19 protein-coding genes and 1 tRNA gene are annotated in these 25,640 nt (G+C 72.2%); 8 read left to right on the top strand and 12 right to left on the bottom strand.

Annotation, left to right across the window (positions count from 1 at the left end):
- The first annotated feature begins 93 nt into the window (after positions 1 to 93).
- Positions 94 to 825: a hypothetical protein gene (locus tag AB0M79_RS08400; protein WP_364209529.1), complete on the top strand. Its 732-nt coding sequence runs from the start codon at positions 94 to 96 to the stop codon at positions 823 to 825.
- A 781-nt stretch (positions 826 to 1,606) separates the two neighbouring features.
- On the top strand, positions 1,607 to 1,858 hold the full coding sequence (locus tag AB0M79_RS08395; RefSeq protein WP_357537813.1) for a hypothetical protein: 252 nt from the start codon (positions 1,607 to 1,609) through the stop codon (positions 1,856 to 1,858).
- Between the two features lie 175 nt (positions 1,859 to 2,033).
- Here AB0M79_RS08395 and mdlC read toward each other — a convergent pair whose 3' ends face one another.
- The 8 genes from mdlC to AB0M79_RS08355 form a co-directional block, all read right to left on the bottom strand.
- Positions 2,034 to 3,629 carry a benzoylformate decarboxylase gene (gene mdlC / locus AB0M79_RS08390; protein ID WP_364209924.1) on the bottom strand — a complete coding sequence of 532 codons (1,596 nt, stop codon included), beginning with the start codon at positions 3,627 to 3,629 and terminating at the stop codon, positions 2,034 to 2,036.
- A gap of 63 nt (positions 3,630 to 3,692) precedes the next feature.
- The gene (locus tag AB0M79_RS08385) at positions 3,693 to 4,118 is read right to left on the bottom strand and encodes a hypothetical protein (RefSeq protein WP_364209526.1); all 426 of its coding nucleotides are present in this window, start codon (positions 4,116 to 4,118) and stop codon (positions 3,693 to 3,695) included.
- A gap of 796 nt (positions 4,119 to 4,914) precedes the next feature.
- Positions 4,915 to 5,211, bottom strand: a complete 297-nt coding sequence (locus tag AB0M79_RS08380; RefSeq protein ID WP_364209523.1) for a hypothetical protein — start codon at positions 5,209 to 5,211, stop codon at positions 4,915 to 4,917.
- A gap of 757 nt (positions 5,212 to 5,968) precedes the next feature.
- A tRNA-Val gene (locus tag AB0M79_RS08375) sits at positions 5,969 to 6,040 on the bottom strand.
- Positions 6,041 to 6,115: 75 nt separating this feature from the next.
- On the bottom strand, positions 6,116 to 6,580 hold the full coding sequence (locus AB0M79_RS08370; protein WP_364209520.1) for a peroxiredoxin: 465 nt from the start codon (positions 6,578 to 6,580) through the stop codon (positions 6,116 to 6,118).
- A gap of 223 nt (positions 6,581 to 6,803) precedes the next feature.
- Positions 6,804 to 7,238 (bottom strand): DUF3052 domain-containing protein, encoded by a 435-nt coding sequence (locus AB0M79_RS08365; protein ID WP_357543845.1) that lies wholly within the window; start codon positions 7,236 to 7,238, stop codon positions 6,804 to 6,806.
- A gap of 140 nt (positions 7,239 to 7,378) precedes the next feature.
- Entirely contained in the window at positions 7,379 to 9,781 is a 2,403-nt protein-coding gene (locus tag AB0M79_RS08360) for a thiamine pyrophosphate-dependent enzyme (RefSeq protein WP_364209517.1), read from the bottom strand.
- 39 nt (positions 9,782 to 9,820) lie between these two features.
- The gene (locus AB0M79_RS08355; RefSeq protein WP_364209514.1) at positions 9,821 to 11,452 is read right to left on the bottom strand and encodes a mucoidy inhibitor MuiA family protein; all 1,632 of its coding nucleotides are present in this window, start codon (positions 11,450 to 11,452) and stop codon (positions 9,821 to 9,823) included.
- A 307-nt stretch (positions 11,453 to 11,759) separates the two neighbouring features.
- Between AB0M79_RS08355 and AB0M79_RS08350 the strand changes: the two genes are divergently transcribed.
- The 4 genes from AB0M79_RS08350 (at position 11,760) to AB0M79_RS08335 (ending at position 18,134) form a co-directional block, all read left to right on the top strand.
- Positions 11,760 to 12,164: a YjbQ family protein gene (locus tag AB0M79_RS08350; protein WP_212821356.1), complete on the top strand. Its 405-nt coding sequence runs from the start codon at positions 11,760 to 11,762 to the stop codon at positions 12,162 to 12,164.
- A gap of 340 nt (positions 12,165 to 12,504) precedes the next feature.
- Positions 12,505 to 15,264: a pyruvate dehydrogenase (acetyl-transferring), homodimeric type gene (aceE, locus tag AB0M79_RS08345; RefSeq protein ID WP_364209510.1), complete on the top strand. Its 2,760-nt coding sequence runs from the start codon at positions 12,505 to 12,507 to the stop codon at positions 15,262 to 15,264.
- A 258-nt stretch (positions 15,265 to 15,522) separates the two neighbouring features.
- The gene (locus tag AB0M79_RS08340) at positions 15,523 to 16,860 is read left to right on the top strand and encodes a GH1 family beta-glucosidase (RefSeq protein WP_364209507.1); all 1,338 of its coding nucleotides are present in this window, start codon (positions 15,523 to 15,525) and stop codon (positions 16,858 to 16,860) included.
- Positions 16,857 to 18,134: an MFS transporter gene (locus AB0M79_RS08335; protein ID WP_364209504.1), complete on the top strand. Its 1,278-nt coding sequence runs from the start codon at positions 16,857 to 16,859 to the stop codon at positions 18,132 to 18,134. Before AB0M79_RS08340 ends, AB0M79_RS08335 begins: the two co-directional genes overlap by 4 nt.
- A 114-nt stretch (positions 18,135 to 18,248) precedes the next feature.
- Here AB0M79_RS08335 and AB0M79_RS08330 read toward each other — a convergent pair whose 3' ends face one another.
- Positions 18,249 to 19,532: an SLC13 family permease gene (locus tag AB0M79_RS08330; protein ID WP_364209501.1), complete on the bottom strand. Its 1,284-nt coding sequence runs from the start codon at positions 19,530 to 19,532 to the stop codon at positions 18,249 to 18,251.
- Positions 19,533 to 19,682: 150 nt separating this feature from the next.
- Here AB0M79_RS08330 and gltX point away from each other — a divergent pair, with 150 nt between their 5' ends.
- Positions 19,683 to 21,092: a glutamate--tRNA ligase gene (gene gltX, locus AB0M79_RS08325; RefSeq protein WP_364209498.1), complete on the top strand. Its 1,410-nt coding sequence runs from the start codon at positions 19,683 to 19,685 to the stop codon at positions 21,090 to 21,092.
- Positions 21,093 to 21,155: 63 nt separating this feature from the next.
- On the opposite strand, the gene AB0M79_RS08320 is transcribed toward gltX, so the two are convergent.
- A complete protein-coding gene (locus AB0M79_RS08320) occupies positions 21,156 to 21,716 on the bottom strand; it encodes a copper resistance CopC family protein (protein WP_364209495.1) in 561 nt (186 codons plus the stop codon).
- Positions 21,717 to 21,979: 263 nt separating this feature from the next.
- Here AB0M79_RS08320 and AB0M79_RS08315 point away from each other — a divergent pair, with 263 nt between their 5' ends.
- The gene (locus AB0M79_RS08315) at positions 21,980 to 22,636 is read left to right on the top strand and encodes a hypothetical protein (RefSeq protein WP_364209492.1); all 657 of its coding nucleotides are present in this window, start codon (positions 21,980 to 21,982) and stop codon (positions 22,634 to 22,636) included.
- A 95-nt stretch (positions 22,637 to 22,731) separates the two neighbouring features.
- On the opposite strand, the gene AB0M79_RS08310 is transcribed toward AB0M79_RS08315, so the two are convergent.
- Both AB0M79_RS08310 and AB0M79_RS08305 read right to left on the bottom strand, forming a co-directional pair.
- Positions 22,732 to 23,382, bottom strand: coding sequence for a response regulator transcription factor (locus AB0M79_RS08310; RefSeq protein ID WP_364209489.1), 651 nt, complete (start codon positions 23,380 to 23,382; stop codon positions 22,732 to 22,734).
- Between the two features lie 14 nt (positions 23,383 to 23,396).
- Positions 23,397 to 25,529 (bottom strand): sensor histidine kinase, encoded by a 2,133-nt coding sequence (locus AB0M79_RS08305; protein WP_364209486.1) that lies wholly within the window; start codon positions 25,527 to 25,529, stop codon positions 23,397 to 23,399.
- Positions 25,530 to 25,640 lie beyond the last annotated feature (111 nt).

The following is a 25,640-nucleotide window of genomic DNA, read 5'->3' as shown; positions in this document are numbered from 1 at the left end:
ATCCGGGCGGCTCGGCGGAACCGCCACCATCGAAACGGACTCGCCGGACGTGCCGGCGGTTGCTACCGTCCCCGGTGCCAGATGGGAGAAGACGTGGCAAAGCTCAACCAGATCATCGCCGTCGAAAAGGGCGTCAAGAGCAAGTCGTTCGCCGAGCTGACCGAGGCGCACCAGGCGGTCCAGAAGCCGGCGCTGCTGTCCGGCCTTTCCCGCACCTACCAGCCGAAGGACGAGGAGGGCGAGCAGCTGCCGCCGGAATCGACCCGGGTGCAGGTGCAGGCCGAAGAGGTGCTGCGGCGGATCGGGACGACCCTGACCCGGCTCTTCGACGTCACCGCCACGAAGGACTGGGCCAACTGCGCCGCCAAGGCGAGCGTGGTCGTCGACGGGCGGACGATCGTCGAGGACGCGCCCGTCACCTACCTGCTCTTCCTGGAAAAGCAGCTCACCGACCTGCACACCTTCATCAAGAAGCTGCCGGTCCTCGACGCGGCCGAGTCGTGGACGCAGGACCAGTCGACCGACTCGTGGCGCACCGAGCCGGTGCGGACCATCCGGACCAAGAAGGTTCCCCGCAACCACGTGAAGGCCGAGGCGACGGAGAAGCACCCGGCGCAGGTCGAGGTCTACTACGAGGACGTGGCGGTCGGCTACTGGACGACGGTCAAGTTCTCCGGCGCGCTGCCGGCCCGGCGGGTCAACGAACTCCTCGACCGGGTGACCAAACTCCAGAACGCGGTCAAGTTCGCCCGCGAGGAGGCCAACGGCACGGAGGTGGCCGACCGGCGGGTCGGCGAGGCGGTGTTCGGCTACCTGTTCGGGTAGCCTCCATGGACTCCCCGTGGGAGCGCGGGGATGCGCGCGAGCGCAGAGGCTGAAACTGAAGTTGAAGCTGATCGAGGTGGTGACAGTGGGGGTTCGAGTCCCCCCTCCGGCACATCGGGCCGGGGTAGCCCAACTGGCAGAGGCAGCCCCTCTTGAAACTCAGACTATCGCTCCAGGATCAGCATTCGTCGCCGAACGTCAGGTCGATCGGGTACGGACGATGACGCTGGATGCGGGTTCAACTCCCGCCCGCTGCTCTGAACATGCGGCGGTAGTTTAATGGTAAAACCCGCGTTCTCATGAATGATCCGCACCCTTAAACGTGTTGACGTGAGCAATTGGGCGGCAAACCGAGGGCCCGGGGATTGGACACATCCCCGGGCCTCACCATTTCCCCACCCCGCTACGGCGGTGGCAGCCGCACGAGGGGGATCGGAGGGCGGGCCCGGCCGCAGTGTCGCCGCGGTGTCGCCGGGCGGGCTCGCACGGGGCCGGCCGGGCGGGTGTACCGCTGTCGTGGCCCACAGCGATTTCGCTGTGGATACGCCGAATTCGCTGTGGACGGCACCAGCAATCCTCCCACCCGCCGGGCCCGGGTGGCGGTGCCGGCGTGGACGGCGGAGCCAGCGCCCACGGCGTGACGTCCGTCGGTGGTACGCCGGACGCGGGAAGCCTCGGCCCGTCGCGCCGGACGGCCCGGGCCGGCGGTGGTCGTACGCGTTGCTGACCGCGCGGCTCCCGATCCGCTGCGGCAGGCGCGAGATCCGCACAGGATGGGGGCATGGCATCCACCACGCAGATCCCCTTGGTCGACGGCCCGGCGGCGGGTACGACGGTCACCGCCGAACTGGACCGCAACGGCCGGCCGGCGCTGACCCACCATCACCAGGTCAGCGGAGAACTCCACGACGCCGAGGTCTACGAACTCCAGGCGGCCGACGGCGTCGGCGGCTGGATCTACCGCTGGCGTGGCCCGGCCGGCGCGCTGCCGACCCTGCCCACCCCGCCCAACCCCACAGCACCCCCCGCCTAACCTCCACCCCACCCGCACCCACCCCACCCGCACCCACCCCACCGCACCCCGCCCCGCCCGACCGCACCCGCCGCACGCCCACACCGCGCGGCTTGCGTCGATCAAGGGGATGTATACGGCCAACCCAGCTTTCCCACGACTTCTCCTTGATCAGCGCCCGGCGGGTGGGCGCGGGCTACAGGATCGGGGGTACGTCGGAGGTGATCGGGACCGCCAGGACCGTGGGCCCGTCGGCGCGTACGGCGGCCGCCAGCGACACCGCGAGCGCGTCGGGCGACTCGACGACCGCCGCCTCGCACCCGAACCCGCGCGCGATCGTCGGGATGTCCAGCCCCGGCAGGTCCAGCCCCGGCACCCCGGGCGCGTGCTTGTGCTCGGCGAACGACTTCAGGATCGCGTACTGGCGGTTGACCGGCACCACGAACACGACCGGCAGCCGCTGCTGCGCCGCCGTCCACAGCGCCTGCACCGAATACTGGAACGAGCCGTCGCCGATGACCGCGACCACCGGACGCTGCCGGCCGGTGTGCCGTTCGCCGAGCGCGATGCCGACCGCCGCCGGCAGGCCGAAGCCGAGGCCGCCGCTGGCCATCGTGAAGTACGACATCGGCCGGGTCACCGGCAGCCGCCGGCGCAGGGCGGCCAGGTTCGACGGCGTCTCCTGCACGAGCACCCCGTCGTCCGGCCAGTGCCTGCCCAGCGTGGCGAAGAGGCAGTCGGGCGACATCGGCGTACCCGGCTCCGGCGGGTCGGCGGGCGGCCGGGCCGGTGGCATCGGCCGGTCGGGCGGCGGCAGCAGGTCGGCGAGGGCGGCGCAGACAAGGCCGGCGTCGCCGAGCAGGCTGTCGCCGACCGGGGCGCGGGCGGCCTCGGCCGGGTCGTCGGTGACGTGCAGCAGCCGGGCGCCGGACGGCAGGTAGTCGCCGGGGACGTACGGGTAGTAACGGAAGACCGGGGCGCCGATCACCAGGATCGTGTCGTGCCCCTTCAGCTTGTCGGTCAGCGGCCCGATCGCGTACGGCAGCACCCCCTGGTACTGCGGATGGTCCTCGGGAAAGCCGGCCCGCTCGGGTGCCGGCGCCGACCACACGGGTGCCCGGAGACGTTCGGCGAGCGCGACCGCGGCCGGCCAGCCGTCGGCCCGGTCGACCGCCGCCCCGACGACCAGCACCGGGTCGCGGCTCGCGGTTAGCGCGTCGGCGAAGTCCGCGAGCCGCCGCGGGTCCGCGCCGATCCGGGTGCTGACCCGCCGTACGACGGGCCCGCCGGCCGCCTCCTGCTGCCAGTCGTCGTACGGCAGCGACAGGAACACCGGCCCCGCCGGCGGCTGCACGGCGGCCGCGTACGCCCGCATCAACGCGCCCGGGATGTCCTGGGCGCGGGCCGGTTCGTAGCTCCACTTGACGTACGGCTGGGCGAGTTCCGGGGCGCGCAGGGCGGTCAGCCGCGGCTCGATGAGCAACATCTCGCGGGTCTGCTGGCCGGCGGTCACGATCAGCGGCGTCTTGTTGTGCCAGGCGGTGGCGAGGTTGCCCATGCCGTTGCCGGTGCCGGGCGCGGTGTGCAGGTTGACGTGCGCGGGCCTGCGGGTGACCTGCGCGTACCCGTCGGCCATCGCCACCGCCGACGCCTCCTGCAGCGCCAGGACGTAGCAGAAGTCGGGCGGGAACTGCTGGAGGAACGGCTCCTCGGTCGAGCCGGGGTTGCCGAAGACCGTGGTCATCTCCAACTGCCGGAGCAGGTCGTACGTCACCTCGCGCACCGTTGCCATGCGCTGCACGTACCCACGTCACCGCCCGCTATCCGGCCCGGTGCCACCCAACGGCCAGGCTGGTCAAGGGAGACTACGTTCCTGGTAAGCCAGCAGCCGCAATTCCACCCAGTCCTGCGCTGCCGCGCCCAGCAGCTCCTGGACGCGAGCTTTGCCCTCCTCGATGACCACGTCCTGGAAGCAGGCACAGTCGATCAGGTTCCGGCCGTCGAGCGCACACATGGTGATACCGATGATCTGGACGCCGCGCGCCGCGATGACAGCGTTGTCATCGATGAACGGCAGCGGCACCCGGGAGGCGATCTCCTCAGCCAGTCGCCGGGCGAATGGTGGCGAGCCAAGTCGACCAACCACCCATCCGGCGAAGCCGCCAATGGTCAGATGCAGTCGCTGCTGCCCCGTCAGGATTCCCCGGGCGAGCCTGGCCAGCGCCCGGCACTTGCCCGCCCCCACCGCCTTCCGGGTCGAGTTCCAGGTCGTCGGCGACACATACCGGGTTGCTCTGACCTGGATGGTCCGGACTCGATCCGATGCGAGGGCGGGACCTGCCTGCGCCGCAGCCTCCCGGACGAGCCGGTCCCTGGCCGCCACGGCTTCCCGGGGCCCGCGCGGTGCTGCCGGCGACGACACCGTCCGCTGCCTGGGTATGCGAGGCACTGCCAGCGATGGCGTGCCGAATCCCTGGTGGGTCCGACAGCGTTCGCCCGGACTGGATACCAGGCGCTTGCATTTCGTGCCGTCCCGCGTGGGCGCCCCGCATTTGACCCTGCCGGTACGTCGCGGTGGCGCCTCGGCCAAGCGGTGGTGCCGACACCTGGCCCCCGCGGACGCCACCCGAACCTGACACTTCGTCCCATCCTGAGTCCGAGCCCCGCATTTTGCCATAACCCACGATGCCGAGACGATTACCGCAACACCAAGAGATTGACCGGCAAGAATGTTGCCCGATCATCCGATACTCGGAAGCAGCGAACATGCGCTCAGCCCACCGCGAAGCCCGAACGCGAGGAGCGACGCGCCCTCCACCTCGACGCCGAGCCGGGCACCTGACCATCTTGATCGTCTGCTGTTCAGACAGCCGACACGCCGTACCACCAACGCCTGAACAGCAGACGATCATGGCGACCCGGAACGAACGGCGAGTTCTCGCCTTACAAGCGAGGGGTCGCAGGTTCGAAACCTGCCGCGCCCACCACGTATCCACCAGCGCCGAAGAGGCACCCTCGCGAGAGGGTGCCTCTTCGGTGAAGCAGCTGAACAACGGTGCGGAGGTTGGAGGTTCCTGTTACCAGTTGCAGTTGGCGGCCGGGATCCAGCCGTCCTGCGCCGGCGCCTCGGCCCCGTGCCCGTAGTACCAGGTCTGAATGTGGCTGCCGCCGTAGATCGAGTGAACGCGGAAGCCTCGTCCGGGGCTCAGGGTGCGCAGGACGCCGCCCCAGGGCTGGTCGCGCAGCCAGGTGGCCTGGTTGGTCACGCAGATGTCACCAGGGCCGTCGCTGGCGGCGGCCGGCGCGGACGCCACCACCGATCCGGCGGCGAGGACGACCATAACCGCCAGCACACGTACAACATTGCGCTTCATGCGCTTCCTCTCGGTCGAATGCCTTGCGGGCGGATCGATTATGCCCAACGTCACCGACATGGCAAGTCGGGCCGCCCGAGCAGCAGATTTGGGCGCACATCACGTGTTGTGGAAGACTCTTCGGCCACCGGAGGTGGTGCCGATGGAGAGCGCCTGAGGCACATCGTGAACTGGTGCGGAAGTAAAGTGCCACCCTTTATTACGCGACTTTTCGAGGTGTCCGGCCGGCCTGCTCCCGCAAATGACGGAAGCGATTGAATCGCGGCGATCAGGAAAGATCACCAAGATCGAACTCAACGGTTCACGGCGCTGTGCAACTGGTCGGACAACGCCACCTTGCCTTGGGTCGAGCAGGACCGAACGGGGCTAGTCCGTCGCCGACCTTACGCGGCAACGAGCGACAAGGAGTCGGCACACGCCCGAATGCGCCGTCTGATACCCATCATCTGTCCGCGTCAGCTACGAATATCCTGGCGAATCGCTTGGAAGACCAGCGGCGGCGGGTGAGTAAATACCGAGTGGCGGACGCGTGCCGAAATCGGGGAACTCTCGAAGAGACACCCGGCCTCAATTTGCGAGGTGCGGTGACCTGTTCAAACGTGTACCGGTGAACCTGCGACCAAAAACTCGCACCGAATCTGATCTTCGGGATCGCCGACCAGGTGACCGGGCCGCTCCGGAAGACGAACCGGGACGACGAATGAGACGAAGCGGGCCGCCGGTCATCCGGCGGCCCGTCCTTGTGCTGGCCAAAGGGTGGGCGCGGCAGGTTTCGAACCTGCGACCCCTCGCTTGTAAGGCGAGTGCTCTCCCACTGAGCTACGCGCCCGGACGCTTCGCAGCGTGTCGGCGGCGGTCAGCTTACCCTGCTGCCGCCGCCGACCGCACTGCGGATACCGGCCGGTCAGGCGGAAACCGTCGCCAGCGCCTTGCGCCAGCCTTCCTGGTCGCGCGCCTCGCCGGGCATGTTCATCTCCGAGTACCGCACGACGCCGGCCTTGTCGATGACGAAGGTGCCCCGGTTGGCGATGCCGGCGACCTCGTTGAAGACGCCGTACGCCTGGGCGACCGCCCCGTGCGGCCAGAAGTCCGCCAGCAGCGGGAAGTTGAAGCCCTCCCGGTCGGCCCACACCTTGTGGGTGTAGGCGGAGTCGACGCTGACGGTCAGCACCTGGACGTCGTCGTTGACGTACGCGTTGAGGTTGTCGCGTACCTCGCACAGCTCGCCCTGGCAGACGCCGGTGAAGGCGAGCGGGTAGAAGACCAGCAGGACGTTCTTGTTGCCACGGAAGTCGGAGAGCCGTACTTCCTGGTTGTTCTGGTCCTTGAGCACAAAGTCGGGCGCCTCGGCGCCAACCTCGATCGGCATTCAAGCTCCTTGGGGATCGTCGCGACGGCCTTCAGCGTGTCATGCCCGGCCGGGGTGACGGCCGACACACCGGCGTCGTCGGCGGCAGCCCCCGCACCGCCGCCGACATGGACCGGGCACACCGATGCGGCGTCGGTAGCCGAGCACGAAAACGAGCCGTGACGGGACGGTCACGGCTGTTCCAGGTACGGCGGGCCGCCCCGCGCGGCCCGCCCACCGGGTGTTACTTGCGGCGGGCAGCGCGGGGTGCGACCAGGCGCGCCCCGCTCCAGTCCTTGCCGGCGTTGATCGTCGACGTCTGCTGGAGTCCGGCGGTCGACGCCGACTCACTGATGTCGCTCGGCTCGACGTGCCCTCCGCGCCCGGCCTTGGGCGTCAGCAGCCACACCACGCCGGCGTCGGCCAGCGGGCCGAGTGCGTCGGTCAGGATCTCGAACAGGTCACCGTCCCCGTCGCGGTACCAGAGCAGTACCGCGTCGACGACCTCGTCGGTGTCCTCGTCGACAAGTTCCCCGCAGCGGTCGGTCAGGGCGTCGCGGAGATCGTGGTCGACGTCATCGTCGTACCCCATCTCCATGACGACGTTTCCCGGTTCGAGTCCGAACCGGTCCGCCACGCTCCGTACGCCGTCGGCGGCCTGACCAGCGGTCGCGCTCACTGTCGCGTGCCTCCCTCTCCTAGCGTCCTGCCGGTGTCGGACGACACCGGCAAGCTTTCCCGGCATCGTCCGACGCCGGCTGGCCAAAGTCCACACAGTCGGGCCGCCACATGCAAGTGGCGCACCGAGTGCAACGGAATTTACCGTGCCAGCAGCGTGTGGGCACCCTGGGTGATGGCATCTTCGGTCAACAGAACGTGACGAGCGGCCGGTCCCAATGGGATGAACGTGTCGACCGAGGCGATCCGACGGGCGGAGCCGACATATCCGGCGTCGACGAGAGCGGCGATGATGCCCTCGCCGACGCCGCCGGAACGGCGGGTCTCGTCGACGATCAGGACCCGTCCGGTGGCCGACGCCTCCCGGATGATGTCGGCGGTCGGCAGCGGCGCCAGCCAGCGCAGGTCGACCACCCGGCTGCCGATCCCCTCGCCGGCGAGCCGGGCGGCGGCGCGCAGCGACATCCGTACGCCGTTACCGAAGGTGATGATCGTGATGTCCTCGGCCGAGCCGACGCCGTAGACCCGGGCCCGACCGATCGGCACGTGCCCGGCCGCCCACCCGTCCGGTCCGACGTAGTGGGCCAGCCACTCGCCGTCGCCCTCGGTGTAGAGGTCGCGGGTGTGGTAGAGCCCGACCGGCTCCAGGAAGACGCAGACGCTGCCGTCGACGGCCGCGCTGGCCAGGCAGGACCGCAGCATCGGCGCGGCGTCGTCGGCCCGCGCCGGCACCGCGAGCACGATCCCGGGTACGTCACGCAGCACGGCGACCGAGTTGTCGTTGTGGAAGTGGCCGCCGAAGCCCTCCTGGTAGGCGAGTCCGGCGACCCGCAGCACCATCGGGTTGCGGTAGGCGCCCCGGGAGAAGAACCGCATCGTGGCCGCCTCGCCGCGCAACTGGTCCTCGGCGTTGTGCAGGTAGGCGAGGTACTGGATCTCGGGGACCGGCAGGATCCCGGCCAGCCCGGCCCCCAGCCCGAGGCCGAGCAGCGACGTCTCGTCGAGCAGGGTGTCGAAGACCCGGGTGGGGCCGAACCGGTCGCGCAGTCCCTTGGTGACGCCGTGCACGCCGCCCTTGGCCGCGACGTCCTGGCCGAACACGACGGTGCGGGGGTGGTCGAGCAGGGCGTCGGCGAGGGTGGCGTTGACGGTCTGGGCCAGGGTGAGCGGGCCGCCCTCCTCCGGCAGGCGGTCGCCGAACGCGGTGGCGCGGGCGGCGGCGCCGGGTCCGGCGGCCCGTACGGCGGCGTCGGCGACGGCCCGGGAGACCCGTACGGGGCGCCGGGGCGCGAGCGGCGCGACGACGTCGGCGGCGCTGTCGAGCTTCGGTTCGGTGAGCACCTCCTCGGCGATCCGGCGGACCTGCCAGCCGATCTCGTCGTAGCGGGCGACCAGTTCGTCGGAGGTGAGCAGGCCGGCCTCGGCGAGCAGCCGGGCGGTGCCGACCAGCGGGTCCCGGGCGACCTCGCGGTCGATCTCGGCGGGCTGCCGGTAGGCGGCCTCGGCGTCGGCGCCGGCGTGGCCCATCAGCCGCACCGTCGACAGGTGCAGTACGGCGGGCCGGCGGTGCCGGCGTACCCAGTCGGTGGCCTCCCGGGCCACGTCGTACGTCTGCGCGAGGTCGCAGCCGTCGGCGGCGAAGTAGCGGATTCCGGGCCGGCTGCCCAGGGCGGCGGCGACCCAGCCGTGCGGCGAACGGACGCTGATGCCGAGGCCGTTGTCCTCGCACACGAACAGCACCGGGATCCGCAGGCCGCCGTGGTCGCACCAGCCGGCGGTGTTGAAGGCGGCGGTGGCGCTGGCGTGGTTGACCGACGCGTCGCCGAAGGAACAGACGACGACCGCGTCGGCGGGCCAGTCCGACCCGGTGGTCCGGTCGGCGCCGGCCGGGCGGGGCCCGGGACCGGGGCGCGCGAACGGGCCCGTCCCGGTGTGCAGCTTGCGCAGCCGCTCGATGGCGAAGCCGACGCCGACCGCGCGGGGCAGGTGCGAGCCGATCGTCGAGGTGGTCGGGATGACGTGCAGGTCGGCGTTGCCGAAGACCTTGTGCCGGCCACCGGCGATCGGCTCGTCGGCGGAGGCGACGACGCCGCGCAGCACGTCGCGGGCGGCCGCGGCGAGCGGTTCGTCGGTGCCGTCGTCGGGATCGTCGTCGCCCGTCACGCCGCCGGGTCGGTCCGGGGCGCCGGTCGCCGCCGCGCCGGCCTGGGCGGCGCGGGCGCAGTAGAAGCCGCCCGACCGGTAGTGCAGCAGGGCCGGGTCGGTGGGGCGCAGCGCGGCGGCGACGGCGGCGTTGCCCTCGTGTCCGGACGAGCCGACCGTGTAGTAGCCCTCGCCGAAGCTGCGCAGCCAGCGGGCCGCGAGGTCGAGGTGGCGGCTGGTGAGCTGGGCGTCGAAGAGTTCCAGGGCCTGGTCGCCGGTGAGGGTGCTGCCGTCGCGGACCGGCCCGCCGGACGGGCGCCGGGCCGCGGTGCCGGGCAGGCCGGCGACCGCTTCCCGGAACCGCTCATCGAGATCTTGCGGGGTGGTCACGTCGGACAGCATTACCGAAGCGGTGGCCGGCCGGCCACTCGGCGAATGTCGCTATTCACGCCAGCCGGACAGCTCCACCGACTTCGTCTCGACCCGGATACCCAGGAAGACCTCGCGGGATTCGCCCGGTGGGATCCCCAGCCGCCAGGTCAGTTCACCCATGTCGGTACGTTCGGCCGGCGGCGGTTCGAGACGGATGTCACGCACGACGATCGCCTCGTCGAGTGACACCGGCAACTGGTCGAGGACGGTCACCCGGGCCGGGCGCGGGGTGTGGTTGGCGACCGAGATGCGGTATTCGACCTCGCGCCGCCGGGTCGAGCCGAGCGTCGCCTTGCTCGCGCTGCGCCGGATCCGCTCCCGCTCGACGCGTACCCGGTCGTCGCGGCCGAGTGCCAGCTCGACCTCCTCGCCCGGCGCCCACGTCTCCAGCAGGGTGCTGCCGACGAAGTCGCCGCCGTGGAAGACCGAGGCGGGGCCGGGCAGCAGGGTGTGCACCGAGGAGTTGACCGCGGTGGCCCGCAGGTGCGCGTCGGTCGACTGCACGGGCGCGGTGACGTAGTCGAGCGCCGTCGCCAGGTCGAGCACGGCCACGGTCGCCCGGTGGGCGCTGCCGTCGGCCGGTACGGCCACCGGACGGGTCGGCCGGTAGGTGGCCGCCGACGGACCCTGCTCGACGGCCGCGGCCCGCTCCAGGACCGGTGGCGGCGGGGCGCCGCCGGTGCGCGGCCTCGCCCCCGGCGGTGGCCCGGAGGGCGCGGCCGGTGCCGGCATGCCCGCCACCGCGGCGCCGAACATCGGCTCGGCGCCCACCGCCATCGGCCGGACCCGGTCGAGCAGCCACGGCCGCAGCTCGGGCACGGTGGCGGTGTCGGCGGGGCGGGCGGTGGACAGAGTCAGGTCGCACTCCGGCCAGTCCTCGCCGGTGCGCTGGGTGACCAGGCCGAACCAGGTCAGCGTGAGCCGTTCGGCCGGCGCCTCACCCGGCCGGGCCGGGCCGTCGTCGAGCCGTACGTCGTACGACGACTTCCAGCCTGCGTTGCCGACCACGTACGTCAGTTCGAGCTGGACCTCGGCGTCGGCGGCGCCGACCTCGACGGTGACCGCGGCGAAGAGCTGGTCGGGGTGGCGCCGCTCGGCGAGCGCCTTGAGCTGGCGGTCGATGGCGGCGACCTCGTCGCGGGCCTCGTCCCGACGGCGGGTGGTGCCGCGCTGGCGGGACTTGCTGGCGCCGAGCAGCTCGGCGAACGTGTCGGCGAAGGCGGCGACGTCGACGGGGGCGGCGTCGCCGCTGGCGAGCGCGCGGGCGTAGGTGCCGCCGGCCCGCTGGGCGAGCAGGGTGAAGAACTCGGAGCGGTGGTTCTCCACCGCGTCGGCGTCGGCCAGCTCGGCCAGCTCGCCGGAGAGGACCCGGCGGCGCTCCTCCAGCTGCGCGGCGAGCGGGTCGGCGGTCCGCGCCTGGTGGTGCTTGACGACGTCGACGCCGAGCACCGTGGCCGGGCCGTGCCCGCCGACCCGTACCGAGTCGCGGTGCAGGCCGACCGGCAGCGGGCCGACCCGGACCCGGTGCTCGCCGGCGGGCAGGGTGACGGTGCCGCGACGGGTCACGCGGGCCCGGTCGGGATAGACGGTGACGGCCACGATCGGCGCGTCGAGCTCGGGGGCTGGCGCAGGAGTGGTCACGGGGCGAGGCTAACCAACAGTTGCGACACCGGCCGCCCGCGAGCGCGCGATCTTGGGGTGTGGCGCGTGGGCGTGGCTGCGCTTCGCGCCGGCCGTCGGCGGGGCGCGGGCGCCGGGCGCGGGTGTGGGGCGCGGGCGGGCGGGTGGGTGGGTCGATGATCGTCTGCGGTTCAGGCGTTCGTCGGGCGGCGTGTCGGCTGTCCCAGCAGCAGACGATCATCACAGGCCGCTGCGCACCGGCCTGGTCATGCCGCTGCCGTGGGCGGGCGGGGCGCGGCGGTCCGGGTTCGGGTGCAGACTGGCCGGTATGCGAAGCGAGGTCATCACGGTCCGGACCGGCACCCGGCCCACCGTCTCGGACATCACCGCCCAGGCCGAGCGGTTCGTCGACGGCGCCGGTGACGGGCTGCTGCACGTGTTCGTCCCGCACGCGACGGCCGGAGTGGCGATCATCGAGACCGGGTCGGGGTCCGACGACGACCTGATCACGGCGCTGGACGCGGTGCTGCCGGCCGACAACCGCTGGCGGCACCGGCACGGGTCGCCCGGGCACGGTCGCGACCACGTGATGCCGGCGTTCGTGGCGCCGTACGCGACGGTGCCGGTGCTCGGCGGCCGGCTGATGCTCGGCACCTGGCAGTCGATCTGCCTGGTCGATCCCAACGGCGACAACCCCTCGCGCGAGGTGCGCTTCTCCTTCCTGGCCGGCTGACCCGCACGCCTGGCCGGCTGACCCGCACGCCTGGCCGGCTGAGCCGCGCGCCGGCCGCGACCGGCACGGGCACGCCCACACGGACACGACCCGCACGAGCACACCCCACACGCGCACTCCCGCACCGGCACGATCGGGCCTGTAGACCCCCGATCCGCCGGGTAAGCCCATTCCTCGACATCCAACGCGTCCGATAGCTGACAAAGCTGTTGCCAGGAAGTTACCGGCCGGTACCTGTGTCGAGCGTCGCGTCTGACGCTCCTAGACGTGACGGGACCGGGCATGAGAAGGCAGGATGGCGCTAGAGACCTATCCCACACACACAACCGAGGGAACGCCTGTGGCCACGGAACGCAAGCGCCCGGTGATCAGCGACGGCCTACCGAGCCAGCTTCCGGACATCGACCCTGAAGAGACCAGCGAATGGGTCGAGTCACTCGACGGGGTGATCGACGATCGCGGCGCCAAGCGCGCCCGCTACGTCATGCTGCGCCTGCTGGAGCGGGCGCGCGAGCGTCAGGTCGGCGTACCGCCGCTGACCACCACCGACTACATCAACACGATCACCCCCGAGCGGGAACCGTGGTTCCCCGGTGACGAGGCGGTCGAGCGGCGGATCCGGGCCTACATCCGGTGGAACGCCGCGATGGTGGTGCACCGCGCGCAGCGGCCCGAGATCGGGGTCGGTGGACACATCTCCACCTACGCCAGCGCCGCGTCGCTCTACGAGGTGGGCATGAACCACTTCTTCCGCGGCAAGAACCACCCCGGCGGCGGCGACCACATCTTCTTCCAGGGCCACGCCTCCCCCGGCATGTACGCCCGCGCCTTCCTCGAGGGCCGGCTGTCGCAGGACCGGCTCGACGGGTTCCGGCAGGAACTGTCGCACGCCGGTCTGGGTGGCGGGCTGCCGTCGTACCCGCACCCGCGGCTGATGCCGGACTTCTGGGAGTTCCCGACGGTGTCGATGGGGCTGGGCGGCATCAACGCCGTCTACCAGGCCCGGTTCAACCGCTACCTGCACAACCGTGGCATCAAGGACACGTCCGACCAGAACGTATGGGCGTTCCTCGGCGACGGTGAGATGGACGAGCCGGAGTCGCTGGGCGCGATCGGTCTGGCCGCCCGCGAGGAGCTGGACAACCTCACCTTCGTGATCAACTGCAACCTGCAGCGGCTCGACGGGCCGGTACGCGGCAACGGCAAGGTCATGCAGGAGCTGGAGGCGTTCTTCCGGGGCGCCGGCTGGAACGTGATCAAGGTCGTCTGGGGCCGTGAGTGGGACCCGCTGCTCGCCGCCGACACCGACGGCGCGCTGGTCAACCTGATGAACACCACCCCGGACGGTGACTACCAGACCTACAAGGCGGAGTCCGGGGCGTACGTACGGGAGCACTTCTTCGGCCGCGACCCGCGCACCCGCAAGATGGTCGAGCACCTGTCCGACGACGAGATCTGGAACCTCAAGCGGGGCGGGCACGACTACCGCAAGCTCTACGCGGCGTACAAGGCGGCCAGCGAGCACACCGGGCAGCCGACGGTCATCCTGGCCAAGACGATCAAGGGCTGGACGCTCGGCCAGCACTTCGAGGGCCGCAACGCCACGCACCAGATGAAGAAGCTGACGCTGGACGACCTGAAGACGTTCCGCGACCGGCTCTTCCTCGACATCTCCGACAAGCAGTTGGAGGAGAACCCCTACCTGCCGCCGTACTTCCACCCCGGTGAGAAGTCCGACGAGATGCAGTACCTGCAGGAGCGGCGCAACCAGCTCGGCGGGTTCGTGCCGAGCCGGCGGACCAAGACGGTCCCGCTGGCCATCCCGGAGTCGAAGCAGTTCGGCGACGTCAAGCGCGGCTCGGGCAAGCAGAAGATCGCCACCACGATGGCCTTCGTCCGGCTGCTCAAGGACGTGATGAAGGACAAGGAGTTCGGGGCCCGCTGGGTGCCGATCATCCCGGACGAGGCCCGCACGTTCGGCATGGACTCGCTCTTCCCGACCCGCAAGATCTACTCGCCGCACGGGCAGAAGTACACGTCGGTCGACCGCGAGCTGTTCCTGTCGTACAAGGAGTCCACCGCCGGCCAGATCCTGCACGAGGGGATCAACGAGGCCGGCTCGGTCGCCTCGTTCACCGCCGCCGGCACCTCGTACGCCACGCACGGCGAGCCGATGATCCCGCTCTACATCTTCTATTCGATGTTCGGGTTCCAGCGCACCGGCGACGCGTTCTGGGCGGCGGCCGACCAGATGGCGCGCGGCTTCGTGCTCGGCGCGACCGCCGGGCGCACCACGCTCAATGGTGAGGGCCTGCAGCACGAGGACGGCCACTCGCACCTGCTCGCCGCGACCAACCCGGCCGTGGTGGCGTACGACCCGGCGTTCGCGTTCGAGATCGCGCACATCGTGGAGAACGGCCTGCACCGGATGTACGGCGAGGAGCAGGAGAACATCTTCTACTACCTCACCGTCTACAACGAGCCGATCGTGCAGCCGGCGGAGCCGGAGAACGTCGACGTCGAGGGGCTGCTGCGCGGCATCTACCGCTACGCCGCGGCACCGTCGGTGTCGGGCGGCGACGGCTCCGCGCCGCGGGCCAACATCCTCGCCTCCGGTACGGGCATGCAGTGGGCGCTGAAGGCGCAGCAGTTGCTGGCCCAGGACTGGGGGGTGGCCGCCGACGTCTGGTCGGTCACCTCGTGGACCGAACTGCGCCGTGACGCGGTCGAGTGCGAGGAGCACAACCTGCTCAACCTCGGCGCCGAGCCGAAGGTGCCGTACATCGCCAGCAAGCTCGCCGACGCGGCCGGCCCGGTCGTGGCGGTCAGCGACTGGATGCGGGCGGTGCCCGACCTGATCGCGCGCTGGGTGCCGGGCGACTACACGTCGCTGGGCACCGACGGGTTCGGGCTCTCCGACACCCGGCACGCGCTGCGCCGGCACTTCCACGTCGACGCCGAGTCGGTGGCCGTGGCGACGCTGGCCCAGCTCGCCCGGCGCGGTGAGGTGCCGGTGTCGGTTCCGGCCGAGGCGGCCAAGAAGTACGCGATCGACGACGTCAACGCCGCCCCGGTCGGCGAGACCGGCGGCGACTCGTAGGGATTTCGGCACACCGATCGAGGGCCTGTCGGCCGCGGTCCCGCTCCACCGGGGACCGGCCGGCGGGCCCTCGGCCATTTCCGCAGCGCCGCGCGGCCGCCCCCGGCGATCCGGGCGGACGGCGCCGGCGCGACCGACGGCATCGGCGCGGCGGCCCGACACGCCGGGTCGAAGACGTGTTGTCGACAAAACCGGGGCTTCCGACCGGACGGGGCGAGGCATAGAGTCCGAGCATCTTTCGCGTTTGAGGAGCCCGAAATGGCCCTGCCACCGCTACCGGCCTTTCCGACCGGCTTCACCTTCGGGGTGGCCACCTCGGCCTACCAGGTCGAGGGTGCGGCCGACACCGGCGGGCGCGGACCGTCCATCTGGGACACCTTCACCCACGAGCCCGGCCAGATCGCCGACGGCAGCACCGGTGACGTGGCCTGCGACCACTACCACCGCTATCCCGAGGACGTCGCCCTGATGGCCGGCCTCGGCACCGACGCGTACCGGTTCTCGGTCGCCTGGCCGCGCGTCCAGCCGGACGGCACCGGCCCGGCCAACCCGACCGGGCTGGCGTTCTACGACCGGCTCGTCGACACCGTGCTGGCCGCCGGCATCGACCCGGTCGCCACCCTCTTCCACTGGGACCTGCCGCAGGCGCTGGAAGACCGCGGCGGCTGGATGGACCGCGACACCGCCTACCGGTTCGCCGACTACAGCGCCCTGGTCGCCGCCGCGCTCGGCGACCGGATCAAGTTGTGGGTCACGCTGAACGAGCCGGTCGTGCACATGACCTACGGCTACGCCATGGGGGTCCACGCCCCCGGCCGGATGATGCTCTTCGACGCCTTCCCGACCACCCACCACCAGTTGCTCGGGCACGGCCTGGCGGTCGCCGCGGTCCGCGCCCACTCCGGCAGCCCGGTGGCGCTCACCAACAACTACTCCCCCGTGCACGCCTGCGGCGACACCGCCGCCGACCGGGCTGCCGTCGCCGCGTACGACGCGCTGCACAACCGGCTGTTCACCGACCCGGTCCTCGGGCTCGGCTATCCGACCGAGATCGACTTCGACCTGTCCGTCGTCCACGACGGCGACCTCGACGTGATCGCCACGCCGATCGACGGGATCGGCGTCAACTACTACAACCCGACCGGCATCCGGGCTCCCGACGAGGGCCACCCGCTGCCGTTCGAGATGGTCCAGCTCGACGGCTACCCGACCACCGGGTTCGGCTGGCCGGTCGTCCCCGAGGGCCTGCGTGACATCCTGGTCACGCTGACCCGGCGGTACGGCGACGCGCTGCCGCCGCTGTACGTCACCGAGAGCGGCTGCTCCTACCCGGACGTGGTCGGACCGGACGGCGACTGCGCCGACCCGGACCGGATCGCCTACCTCGACGGCCACCTGCGCGCGGTACGGGACGCGATCGACGAGGGCGCCGACGTGCGCGCCTACTTCGTCTGGTCGCTGCTCGACAACTTCGAGTGGGCCGAGGGCTTCAGCCAGCGCTTCGGCCTGGTCCACGTCGACTTCGACACCCAGGTCCGCACCCCGAAGACCTCGTACGCCTGGTATCGCGACGCGATCCGCCAGGCCCGCCGGTGACGACGCTCGAACCCACGCCCGCGGCGCTGCCCGCCGCTCTCGCCGACCCCACGACCCCCGTACGCCGAAGCTGGGTGGCCCTGCTCTTCAGCGCCAACCTGGGCCTGTGGATGGCCTTCTTCACCCCGATCCAGGTGCTGCTGCCGCAACAGGTCGAGGCGATCGACCCGGCCCGCAAGGAGACCATGCTGGCCTGGGTGACCGGGATCGGCGCGCTCGCCGCGATCGTCGCGAACCCGCTCGCCGGCGCCCTGTCCGACCGCACCTGCCCGCGGGTCGGCGGCCGCGAGTTCGGCCGGCGGCACGTCTGGACCGCGGTCGGCGCGCTGCTCGGCGCGGCGTCGCTGGTGCTGTTGGCCGGGCAGCACACCATCCTCGGCGTGACGGTGGCCTGGGTCGCCGCGCAGGTCTGTCTCAACGCGATGCTGGCCACGCTCACCGCGGCCGTACCGGACCGGGTGCCGGTCGCCCAACGCGGCGGTGTCTCCGGGTGGGTCGGCATTCCGCAGGCGCTCGGCCTGGTCGTCGGCGTGGTGCTGGTGACGACCGTGTTCACCGGCAACGCCGCCGGCTACGTCGCGATCGCCGTCGCCGTGGTCGTGCTGGCGCTGCCGTTCACCCTGTTCACCGCCGACGACGTCCTGCCGCGTACGCACCGGGCGGTGCTGCGCTGGCGCCGGCTGGTCGCCGGGATGTGGGTCAGCCCGCGCCGTCACCCGGACTTCGCCTGGGCCTTCGGCACCCGCTTCCTGGTGCAGCTCGGCAACGCGCTCGGCACCCTCTACCTGCTCTACTTCCTCACCGACCGGGTCCGCTACGCCGACCCGGAGTTCGGCCTGCTGGTGCTGATCCTGCTCTACACGGCCGGGCTGATGGCCACGGCCGTGGTCGGCGGGCGGCTGTCCGACCGGTCCGGCCGGCGCAAGGTGTTCGTCGTCTGGTCCGGGGTGACCATGGCGGTGGCGGCGCTGCTGCTCGCCGTGTGGCCGGTCTGGCCGGCGGCGATGGTCGCCGCCGTGCTGCTCGGCGCCGGGTACGGCGTCTACCTCGCGATCGACGCCGCGCTGATCACCCAGGTGCTGCCGAAGGCGACCGACCGGGCCCGCGACCTGGGGGTCATCAACATCGCCAACTCCGCCCCCCAGGTCCTCGGCCCCGCCCTGTCCGCCCCGATGGTCGTCTACCTCGGCGGCTACCCCACCCTCTACGCGGTGACCGCCGCGGTGACCCTGCTGGGCAGCGCCCTGGTCCTGAAGATCCGCTCCGTCCCCTGATCCCATGATCCCCGTGATCAGGGACCAGGACGCGCGTGTCGTCGGCGCGTCGGGGCGCAAACTCCCTGATCACCGCGATCAAGGAGGCGGCCAGAGGGCGGGAGGTCCCTGCGGCTAGCCGGCGGTCAGGAGCAGGGCGGGGACGGCGGTGGCCAACACGACGACGGCGGTGACCAGGCCGGTGAGCAGGAACCGCCGCCAGGGCACCGCCAGCCCGGCCGCCCGGCAGCGCTCCAGCCACAGCAGGGTCGCCAGGGACGCCCACGGCAGCACCAGCGGTCCCACGTTCACCCCGAGCAGCAGCCCGAGCAACTGGTCGGTGTGCCCGGCCGGCACCACCGCCTCGCCGGCGACGTACGCCGGCAGGTTGTTCAGCAGGTTGGCCAGGACGGCGCCGACGGCGGCGGCCAGCCCGATCCCGGCCGGGCCGGGATCGGTGCCGACGAGCGCCGCCAGCAGGCTGGACAGGCCGTGCCGGCCGACCGTCTCCACGATCAGGAAGAGGCCGGTGACCAGCACCGGCAGCCGCCACGGGAGCAGGCTCCAACCGATGGCGGCCCGGTCGCGTACCGCGAAGGCGACCAGCACCACGACGGCGCAGGCGATCGAGACGGCGGCCAGCGTGACCCCGGCGACGATGCCGGCCACGAACAGGACGCACGCCGCCGCGGCGACCCGGAACAGCACCGGGTCCGCCGGCCGGTGCGGCACCGGCACCGGGTAGCGGGCGGCGGCGTCCCGCCGCCAGTGCAGCAGCCAGAGGCAGGCGGCGGTCGCCAGCACGGCGACGAGTTGCGGAGCGGCCATCCGCCCGGCGAACGCGGCCACCGGCAGTCCGAGCCGGTCGGCGGCGAGCAGGTTCGTCAGGTTCGACACGGGCAGCAGCAGGCTCGCCGTGTTGGCCAGCCACACCGTGGTCATCGCCAGCGGCAGGGCGACGATCCCGAGCCGGGCGGCCACGGCCAGCATGACCGGCGTCAGCAGGACCGCCGTCGTGTCCAGGTTCAGGAAGATCGTGGTCAGCGTCGCGAACGTCACGAGCAGCGCGAACAGCGCCCACCGCCGGCCCCGGCCGAGGATCGCGATCCGGACCGCGACGGCGTCGAAGACCTGTGCCCGGGCGGTGAGTTCGGCGAGTACGACCACCGCCACCAGGAAGACCAGCAGCGGGCCGGTCCGGCCGACGGTGGCCAGCGCGTCGGCCGTGGGCAGCAGGCCGGTCGCGACGAACAGCGCCCCGGCGGCCAGGGCGGCGACGGCCAGCCCGTCGAGGGTGCCGGCGCGGCGCAGCGCGGCCGGCATCCGGCGTAGCGGCCGGCGCCAACCCGGCCGGCCGACGGGTGGCGGTACGGGCCCGCCCGGCGCCGGGCCGGCGACCGCCGTCGAGACTTCCTCCACCGGCGGTCCCTCCCGCGCCGTACCCACCCCCGGCGCGTGCCCGGCCGTGGTCCGGCGAAGACGGTACCGCCCACGCGGCACGGCGCGACCGGAACGTGACGGGGGAAACCTGGTGGCGGCCGGCCCCGGTGCCGCCCGTAGGCTGGGGGTGTGACGGTACGCGTACGCTTCGCCCCTTCTCCGACTGGAATGTTCCACGTCGGCGGTGCCCGGTCGGCCCTCCAGAACTGGATCTACGCCAAGCAGCAGGGCGGGGTCTTCGTCCTGCGGATCGAGGACACCGACGCCGCCCGCAACCGGCCCGAGTGGACCGAGGGCATCCTCGACGCCCTCGACTGGATCGGCATCGAACGGGGCGGCTACGAGGGTCCGTACTTCCAGTCGGCGAACGCGGGCGAGCACCGCGCCGCCGCCGAAAAGCTGCACTCCGGCGGCCTCGCCTACTACTGCGACTGCACCCGGGAGGCGGTCCAGGCCCGCACCGGTTCGCAGTACCAGGGCTACGACGGCTTCTGCCGCGACCGGGGCCTCGGTCCCGGCGAGGGCCGGGCACTGCGGTTCCGTACGCCGGACGACGGGGCGACCCAGGTCGTCGACCTGATCCGGGGCGAGCCGACGTTCGAGAACAAGCTGATCGAGGACTTCGTGATCGCCCGTGGCGACGGGTCGGCGGTCTTCCTGCTCGCCAACGTCGTCGACGACATGACCATGGGCATCACCCACGTGATCCGGGCCGAGGAGCACCTGCCCAACACGCCGAAGCAGCAGCTGCTGTGGGAGGCGCTGGGGGCCCGCCCCCCGGTCTGGGCGCATGTGCCGGTGGTGGTCAACGAGAAGCGGCAGAAGCTGTCGAAGCGCCGCGACAAGGTGGCCCTGGAGGCCTACCGCGACGAGGGCTATCTCGCCGACGCGATGCGCAACTACCTGATGCTGCTCGGCTGGGCGCCGTCCGGCGACCGGGAGATCGTGCCGTGGTCGGTGATCGAGGACGAGTTCCGGCTGGAGGAGGTGAACCCGTCCCCGGCCTTCTTCGACGAGAAGAAGCTGCGGGCCTTCAACGGCGACTACATCCGCGCACTGCCGGTCGAGGAGTTCGTCGCCGCCTGCGACCCGTGGCTGACCGGTACGGAGTCGATCGCCGCGCCGCCGTGGCGGCCGGAGGACTTCGACCCGGTGGCGTTCGCCGCCGTCGCGCCGCTGGCCCAGACCCGGATCGCGGTGCTGAGCGAGATCGTGCCGAACGTCGACTTCCTGTTCCTGTCGACGCCCCCGGCCGACGAGGCGGCGTGGGCCAAGGCGATGAAGGAGGGCGCCGCCGACCTGCTCACCGCCGCGCTGGCCGCCTTCGAGGCGCTGCCGGACTGGACGGCCGACGCGCTGAAGGCGGCGCTGGAGGAGGTCGGCGCGCAGCGCGGGCTGAAGCTCGGCAAGGCCCAGGCCCCGGTACGCGTCGCGGTCACCGGCCGTACGGTCGGCCTGCCGCTCTTCGAGTCGGTCGAGGTGCTGGGCCGGGAGCGGACCGCGGCCCGGCTGCGCGACGCGATCGCCCGGCTGGGCTGATCCGCTCCACTTAGGACACGGCGGCGGCCGCCACTGGCGGCCGCCGCCGCTGCGTTCCGGGCGTCAGGTGCGGCGGCGCCGGGCGAGCCCGACGGCGAGCAGTGCGACGACGGCGGCCAGCACGACCAGGCCGCCGATCAGCCAGGGCCACACCGGGCCGTCCTCGTTCTCGGCCGCCGCCGGGGCGAGCGACGGGGTGGCCGACGGCGACGGGGGTGCCGTGGTCGGCTCGGCGGTCGGGGTCGGCGGCACGCTGGGCGTCGCGCCGACGGAGAGCGTGAACTTGACCGACCCCTTGATCGGGTGGGTGTCGCCGGAGATCACCTCGTACGCGACGGTGTAGAGCCCGGCCGGCCCGAGGGTGAAGGGCACGGTGACCCGGTTGCCGTCGAAGGTCGGCTCGCCGCCGTAGGTGGCCGCGCCGTCGGGTCCGGTCACGGTCACCTTGGTGGTGGCCGGGTCGAGCCGGGACAGGAAGCGCAGCTGCACCGTCTCCGGCGCCTTGTCGAGGGTGGCGCCGTTCTCCGGGTCGCTGCCGGTGAAGGAGTTGTGCGCGGCGGCCGGACCGGCGAGTAACAACACGCTCAGCGCACCCACGATGACGCCGAGCGTCAGTGCCGTCAACCTGTGGACCCTGCCGCCCATGCCATCCTCCGCGCAGTTACGATTCGGCCGCTAACGATCGACTCAAGTTGTTGGTCGGTCGGCCATGGCAGATAGTTCCAAATAGTGCGCCAACCGGTGCAACCGAGGGACGTCGGGTGGCGTCTTTGCCTTTGAGGACGGTTTTTCCGGCACCTCGCGGCACCCGCTCACCAGCCACAGCAGACAACACGTGCACCAGACCCAGCAAGACCATCCATCGATACGGGGCGAGGAGGTCGGTCGTGATCCGTGGGGTGGGCCGTCGAATCATTGTCGGGGTCGCGCTGTTCGCCGTGGGCCTGTTCGCGCTGCCCGGCGCCCCGGCGGCGCACGCCGCCCCCGAGGTGCCGCCGGCACCGACGTCGGTGACGATCAGCGGCGACGATCTCGCCGAACCGCTCGTGGTGGTCGCCGAGCAGCAGCCGGAGATCTTCACCGCGGTCATGGACCAGGTCAACTGGCTCGACCGGGCCTGGCACGCCGCCGCCCCGAAGCCCGAGACGCTCGGCCCGAAATACGTCCTGGTCGTGTCCATCGAGGACCGGGCGACGGAGACGTACGACCTCTACCCGCTGGCCGGCGGCGGCCCGCGGGCCTTCCGTCCGGCCAAGCAGCCCGACAAGCGCAAGACCGCCGAGGCGTGGTTCTTCGGCCGGTTGAGCATGCCGGAGGCGCTGCGGGTGGCCGGCGCCCCGCTGCCGGAGCAGCACGACGCGGTCAGTGCCGGGATCGGCGGTGGCGAGCGGGCGATCCCGGAGGACGCGCTGCGTCCCGGCGACGATCTCGACGAGATGTTCGCCGACCTGCGGGAGGTGCTGCTGATGAACGCCGCCGTGGTGGTGGTGATCACCCTGGGCCTGGCCGGCATCGCCCTGCTGGTCCGCCGCCGCACCAGGTGACGCCGCCGCAGCAGGTGACGGAGCCGCGCAGATGACGGGGCCGCACCAGGTGACGCCCCGTCCGGGTGCGTCGGCCCGGTAGCGGGCCCGGTCGGTCACCGGCCCAGCCCGGCCTCCCGGGCCCGGACGATCGCCTGCGCCCGGTCCGCCACCTGGAGCTTGGTGAAGACGTTCGAGACGTTGTTGCGGACCGTCTTGGGTGACAGGAAGAGCCGGTCGGCGATCTGCCGGTTCGACAGGCCGCCGGCGATCAGCCCCAGCACCTCCCGTTCCCTCGCGGTGAGCTGCGGAAACGGGTCGGCGTCGGCCCGGCTGGCGGTGGCCAGGGTGGCGAAGTAGCTGGTCACCCGGGCGGCCAGGGCCGGGCCGAAGATGACCTCCCCGCCGGCGACCGCGGTGATCGCCCGCAGGATCTCGTCCTGGTTGGCCCCCTTGAGCAGATAGCCGCGGGCGCCGGCGAGCATGGCGGCGAAGACGCTCTCGTCACCGTCGTGCATGGTCAGCACGAGCACGCCGGTCGCCGGCGCGTCGGCGAGCACCCGGCGGGTCGCCTCGATCCCGTCGAGCCGGGGCATCTGGAGATCCATCACCACGACGTCGGGACGCAGCTCGGCGGCCAGCTCGACCGCCTCGATCCCGTCGGCGGCGGCGCCGACGACGTCGACGGTGCCGGTGGAGGTCAGCATCATCCGTAGCCCGTCACGGTAGACGGGGTGGTCGTCGGCCACCAGCACCCGGAGCGTCATCCCGGCTAACTCCCTCAAGCCTCAGCGGCGGCCCCGTCAGTCACGGACCGGCCGTAAGGGATCATGGCACTGACCAGTGTTCCTCCGGAAGGACGACGCGTCACCGTACACGCGCCGCCGAGTTCCTCGGCGCGCTCCCGCATCCCGAGCAGCCCCACCCCGACCAGCGCGTCGGGGGCGGCGCCGCGGCCGTCGTCGGCGATCTCGACGCGCAGCGTACGGTCACCGGCCGCCAGCTCGACCGTGCAGTGGGTGGCGGCCGCGTGCCGGGACACGTTCGCCAGTGCCTCGCCGACGATCCGGTACGCGGCGACCTCGACCGCCGCCGGCAGCGCCGACAGATCGCCCGAGGTGGTGACGGTGACGTCCAGCGGTCCGCCACGGAACCGGGCGGCCACCTGCTCGACCGCGCCGACGAGTCCGAACTGGTCCAGGGCGGGCGGCCGCAGGTCGTGCACGAGCCGGCGGACGTCACCGAGCACCGCGGTCAGGTCGCCGGCGACCTGGGTCAGGATGCCGTCGGCCCCGGCGACGTCCCGCCGGGCCACGTTCCGCGCGGCCTCGATCTTCAGCGCGGCGGCGGCGAGCGCCGGGCCGAGCCCGTCGTGCAGGTCCCGGCGCAGCCGCCGGCGTTCCTCGGCGACCCCGGTCACCAGCGCCTCCCGGCTGCGCTGCAGTTCCTCGGTGAGCGCGGTCGCCCGGGCCGCCGCGCCGGCCTGCCGTACGACGTCGGCGAGCAGCCGCTGGTCGGCGTCGGAGAGCCGGTTGCCGGGCCGGGCCAGCAGGGTGAGCCGCCCGATCGGCACCCCCCGGTAGGCGAACGGCAGCACCACCACGTCGTCGCGGGGCGTGCCGTACCCGGCGACGACCGTCCGCCCGTCGGCCCGGTCCAGTTCGACCCGGACGTACGGGGACCGGAAGGCGGTGGAGACCGTACGCGCTACGGCGAGCAGTTGCTCGTCCGGCCCGCTGGACTCCTCCAGCCGCCGGGCCAGGACGGAGACGACGTCGTACGGCTCGCCGCGGCCCCGCAGCAGCCGGGTGACCAGGCGCTGCATCCTGGCGCGCAGCGGCCCGTAGAGGACCGCGACGAAGCCGGCGGCGACGACGGCGGCGACCGGGTCGTCGACGAGCGTGCCGACGCCGACGAAGACGGCGATGTCGACGGCGACGATGACGGCGGCGAGCGGGCCGTAGAGCAGGGTCCAGCCGAGCAGTGCGTCGACGTCGTAGAGCCGGTAGCGGGTCACCGCGACGGCGACCGCGGCGCTGACGGCGACCATGGAGAGCGCGAACATCGCGCTGCCGATGAACTGGCCGCCGAGGACGAACGCGACCGGCAGCAGCGGCAGGCTCAGGCTGCCGGCGAGCAGCATCCACCGCAACTGGGCCCGCCGCTCGGGGTCCGATTGGCCGAACCGCCGGGCGAAGGCGGCGACCGGTACGACCAGGCTGACCAGGAGCGAGGCCGGGATGAGGTACTGGGCGGACGCCCAGAACCCGGCCGGCAGCGGCGGCGTGACGGGGTCGAGGGACACCCCGGCCAGGCCGGGCGGGACTGGTTCGCCGCCGGAGACGAGGTCCCACGGCACGGTGAGCATCAGCAGCACGGCCGTGCCGGTGCCGGCCAGCGACAGCGCCGCCGGCAGCCGCCAGCGGGGCGACGGCAGCCGACCGTCCGGAAAGAACAGCAGGACCAGCGGTACGACCAGATTGATCATCGGCCCGAAGCGGGCGCCGACGTACACCGCCGGGCCGGTCAGCGGCAGCCCGCCGTCGTGGGCGAGGACGGACAGGGCCGCGTACGTCGCGGCGAAGCCGTCCAGGCAGGCGATCAGCCCGCCGCCGGTGAGGATCCAGGTCATCCGGTGCCGGGGCACCCGGGCCGCGATCAGCGCACCGGACAGCGCGAACGCCAAACCGGGCAGGGTGGACGACCAGGCGGTGAAGTCCAGCGGGCCGGGCCGGGGCAGGTCGGGTTCGACCAGGTCGCACCAGAAGCTGGCCACGGTCAGTACGCCGCACAGGGCGGCGAGCCCGAACACGACGTACGCCAGCCACCGGTCGGTGGCGGCTCCGGCGGCGCCCGTCTCCCCCGCCGGACGCTCCGGTGCCGCCGGTGCCTTCGTCCGTAGGTCAGCTCCCACCGGTACAGGTTGCCCGGTGGGGTGTCCCGCTGTCTCGGGGGCCGGTGTCCCGTCACCCCCGGGACACCCGTACGCGCGAACGGCCGTGATCACGGGACCGGATCGGGCCGG

It is taken from the genome of Polymorphospora sp. NPDC051019, assembly GCF_040683055.1.
GTDB classification, from domain to species: Bacteria; Actinomycetota; Actinomycetes; order Mycobacteriales; family Micromonosporaceae; genus Polymorphospora; species Polymorphospora lycopeni.
This window is presented reverse-complemented; position numbering and strand designations above follow the sequence as displayed.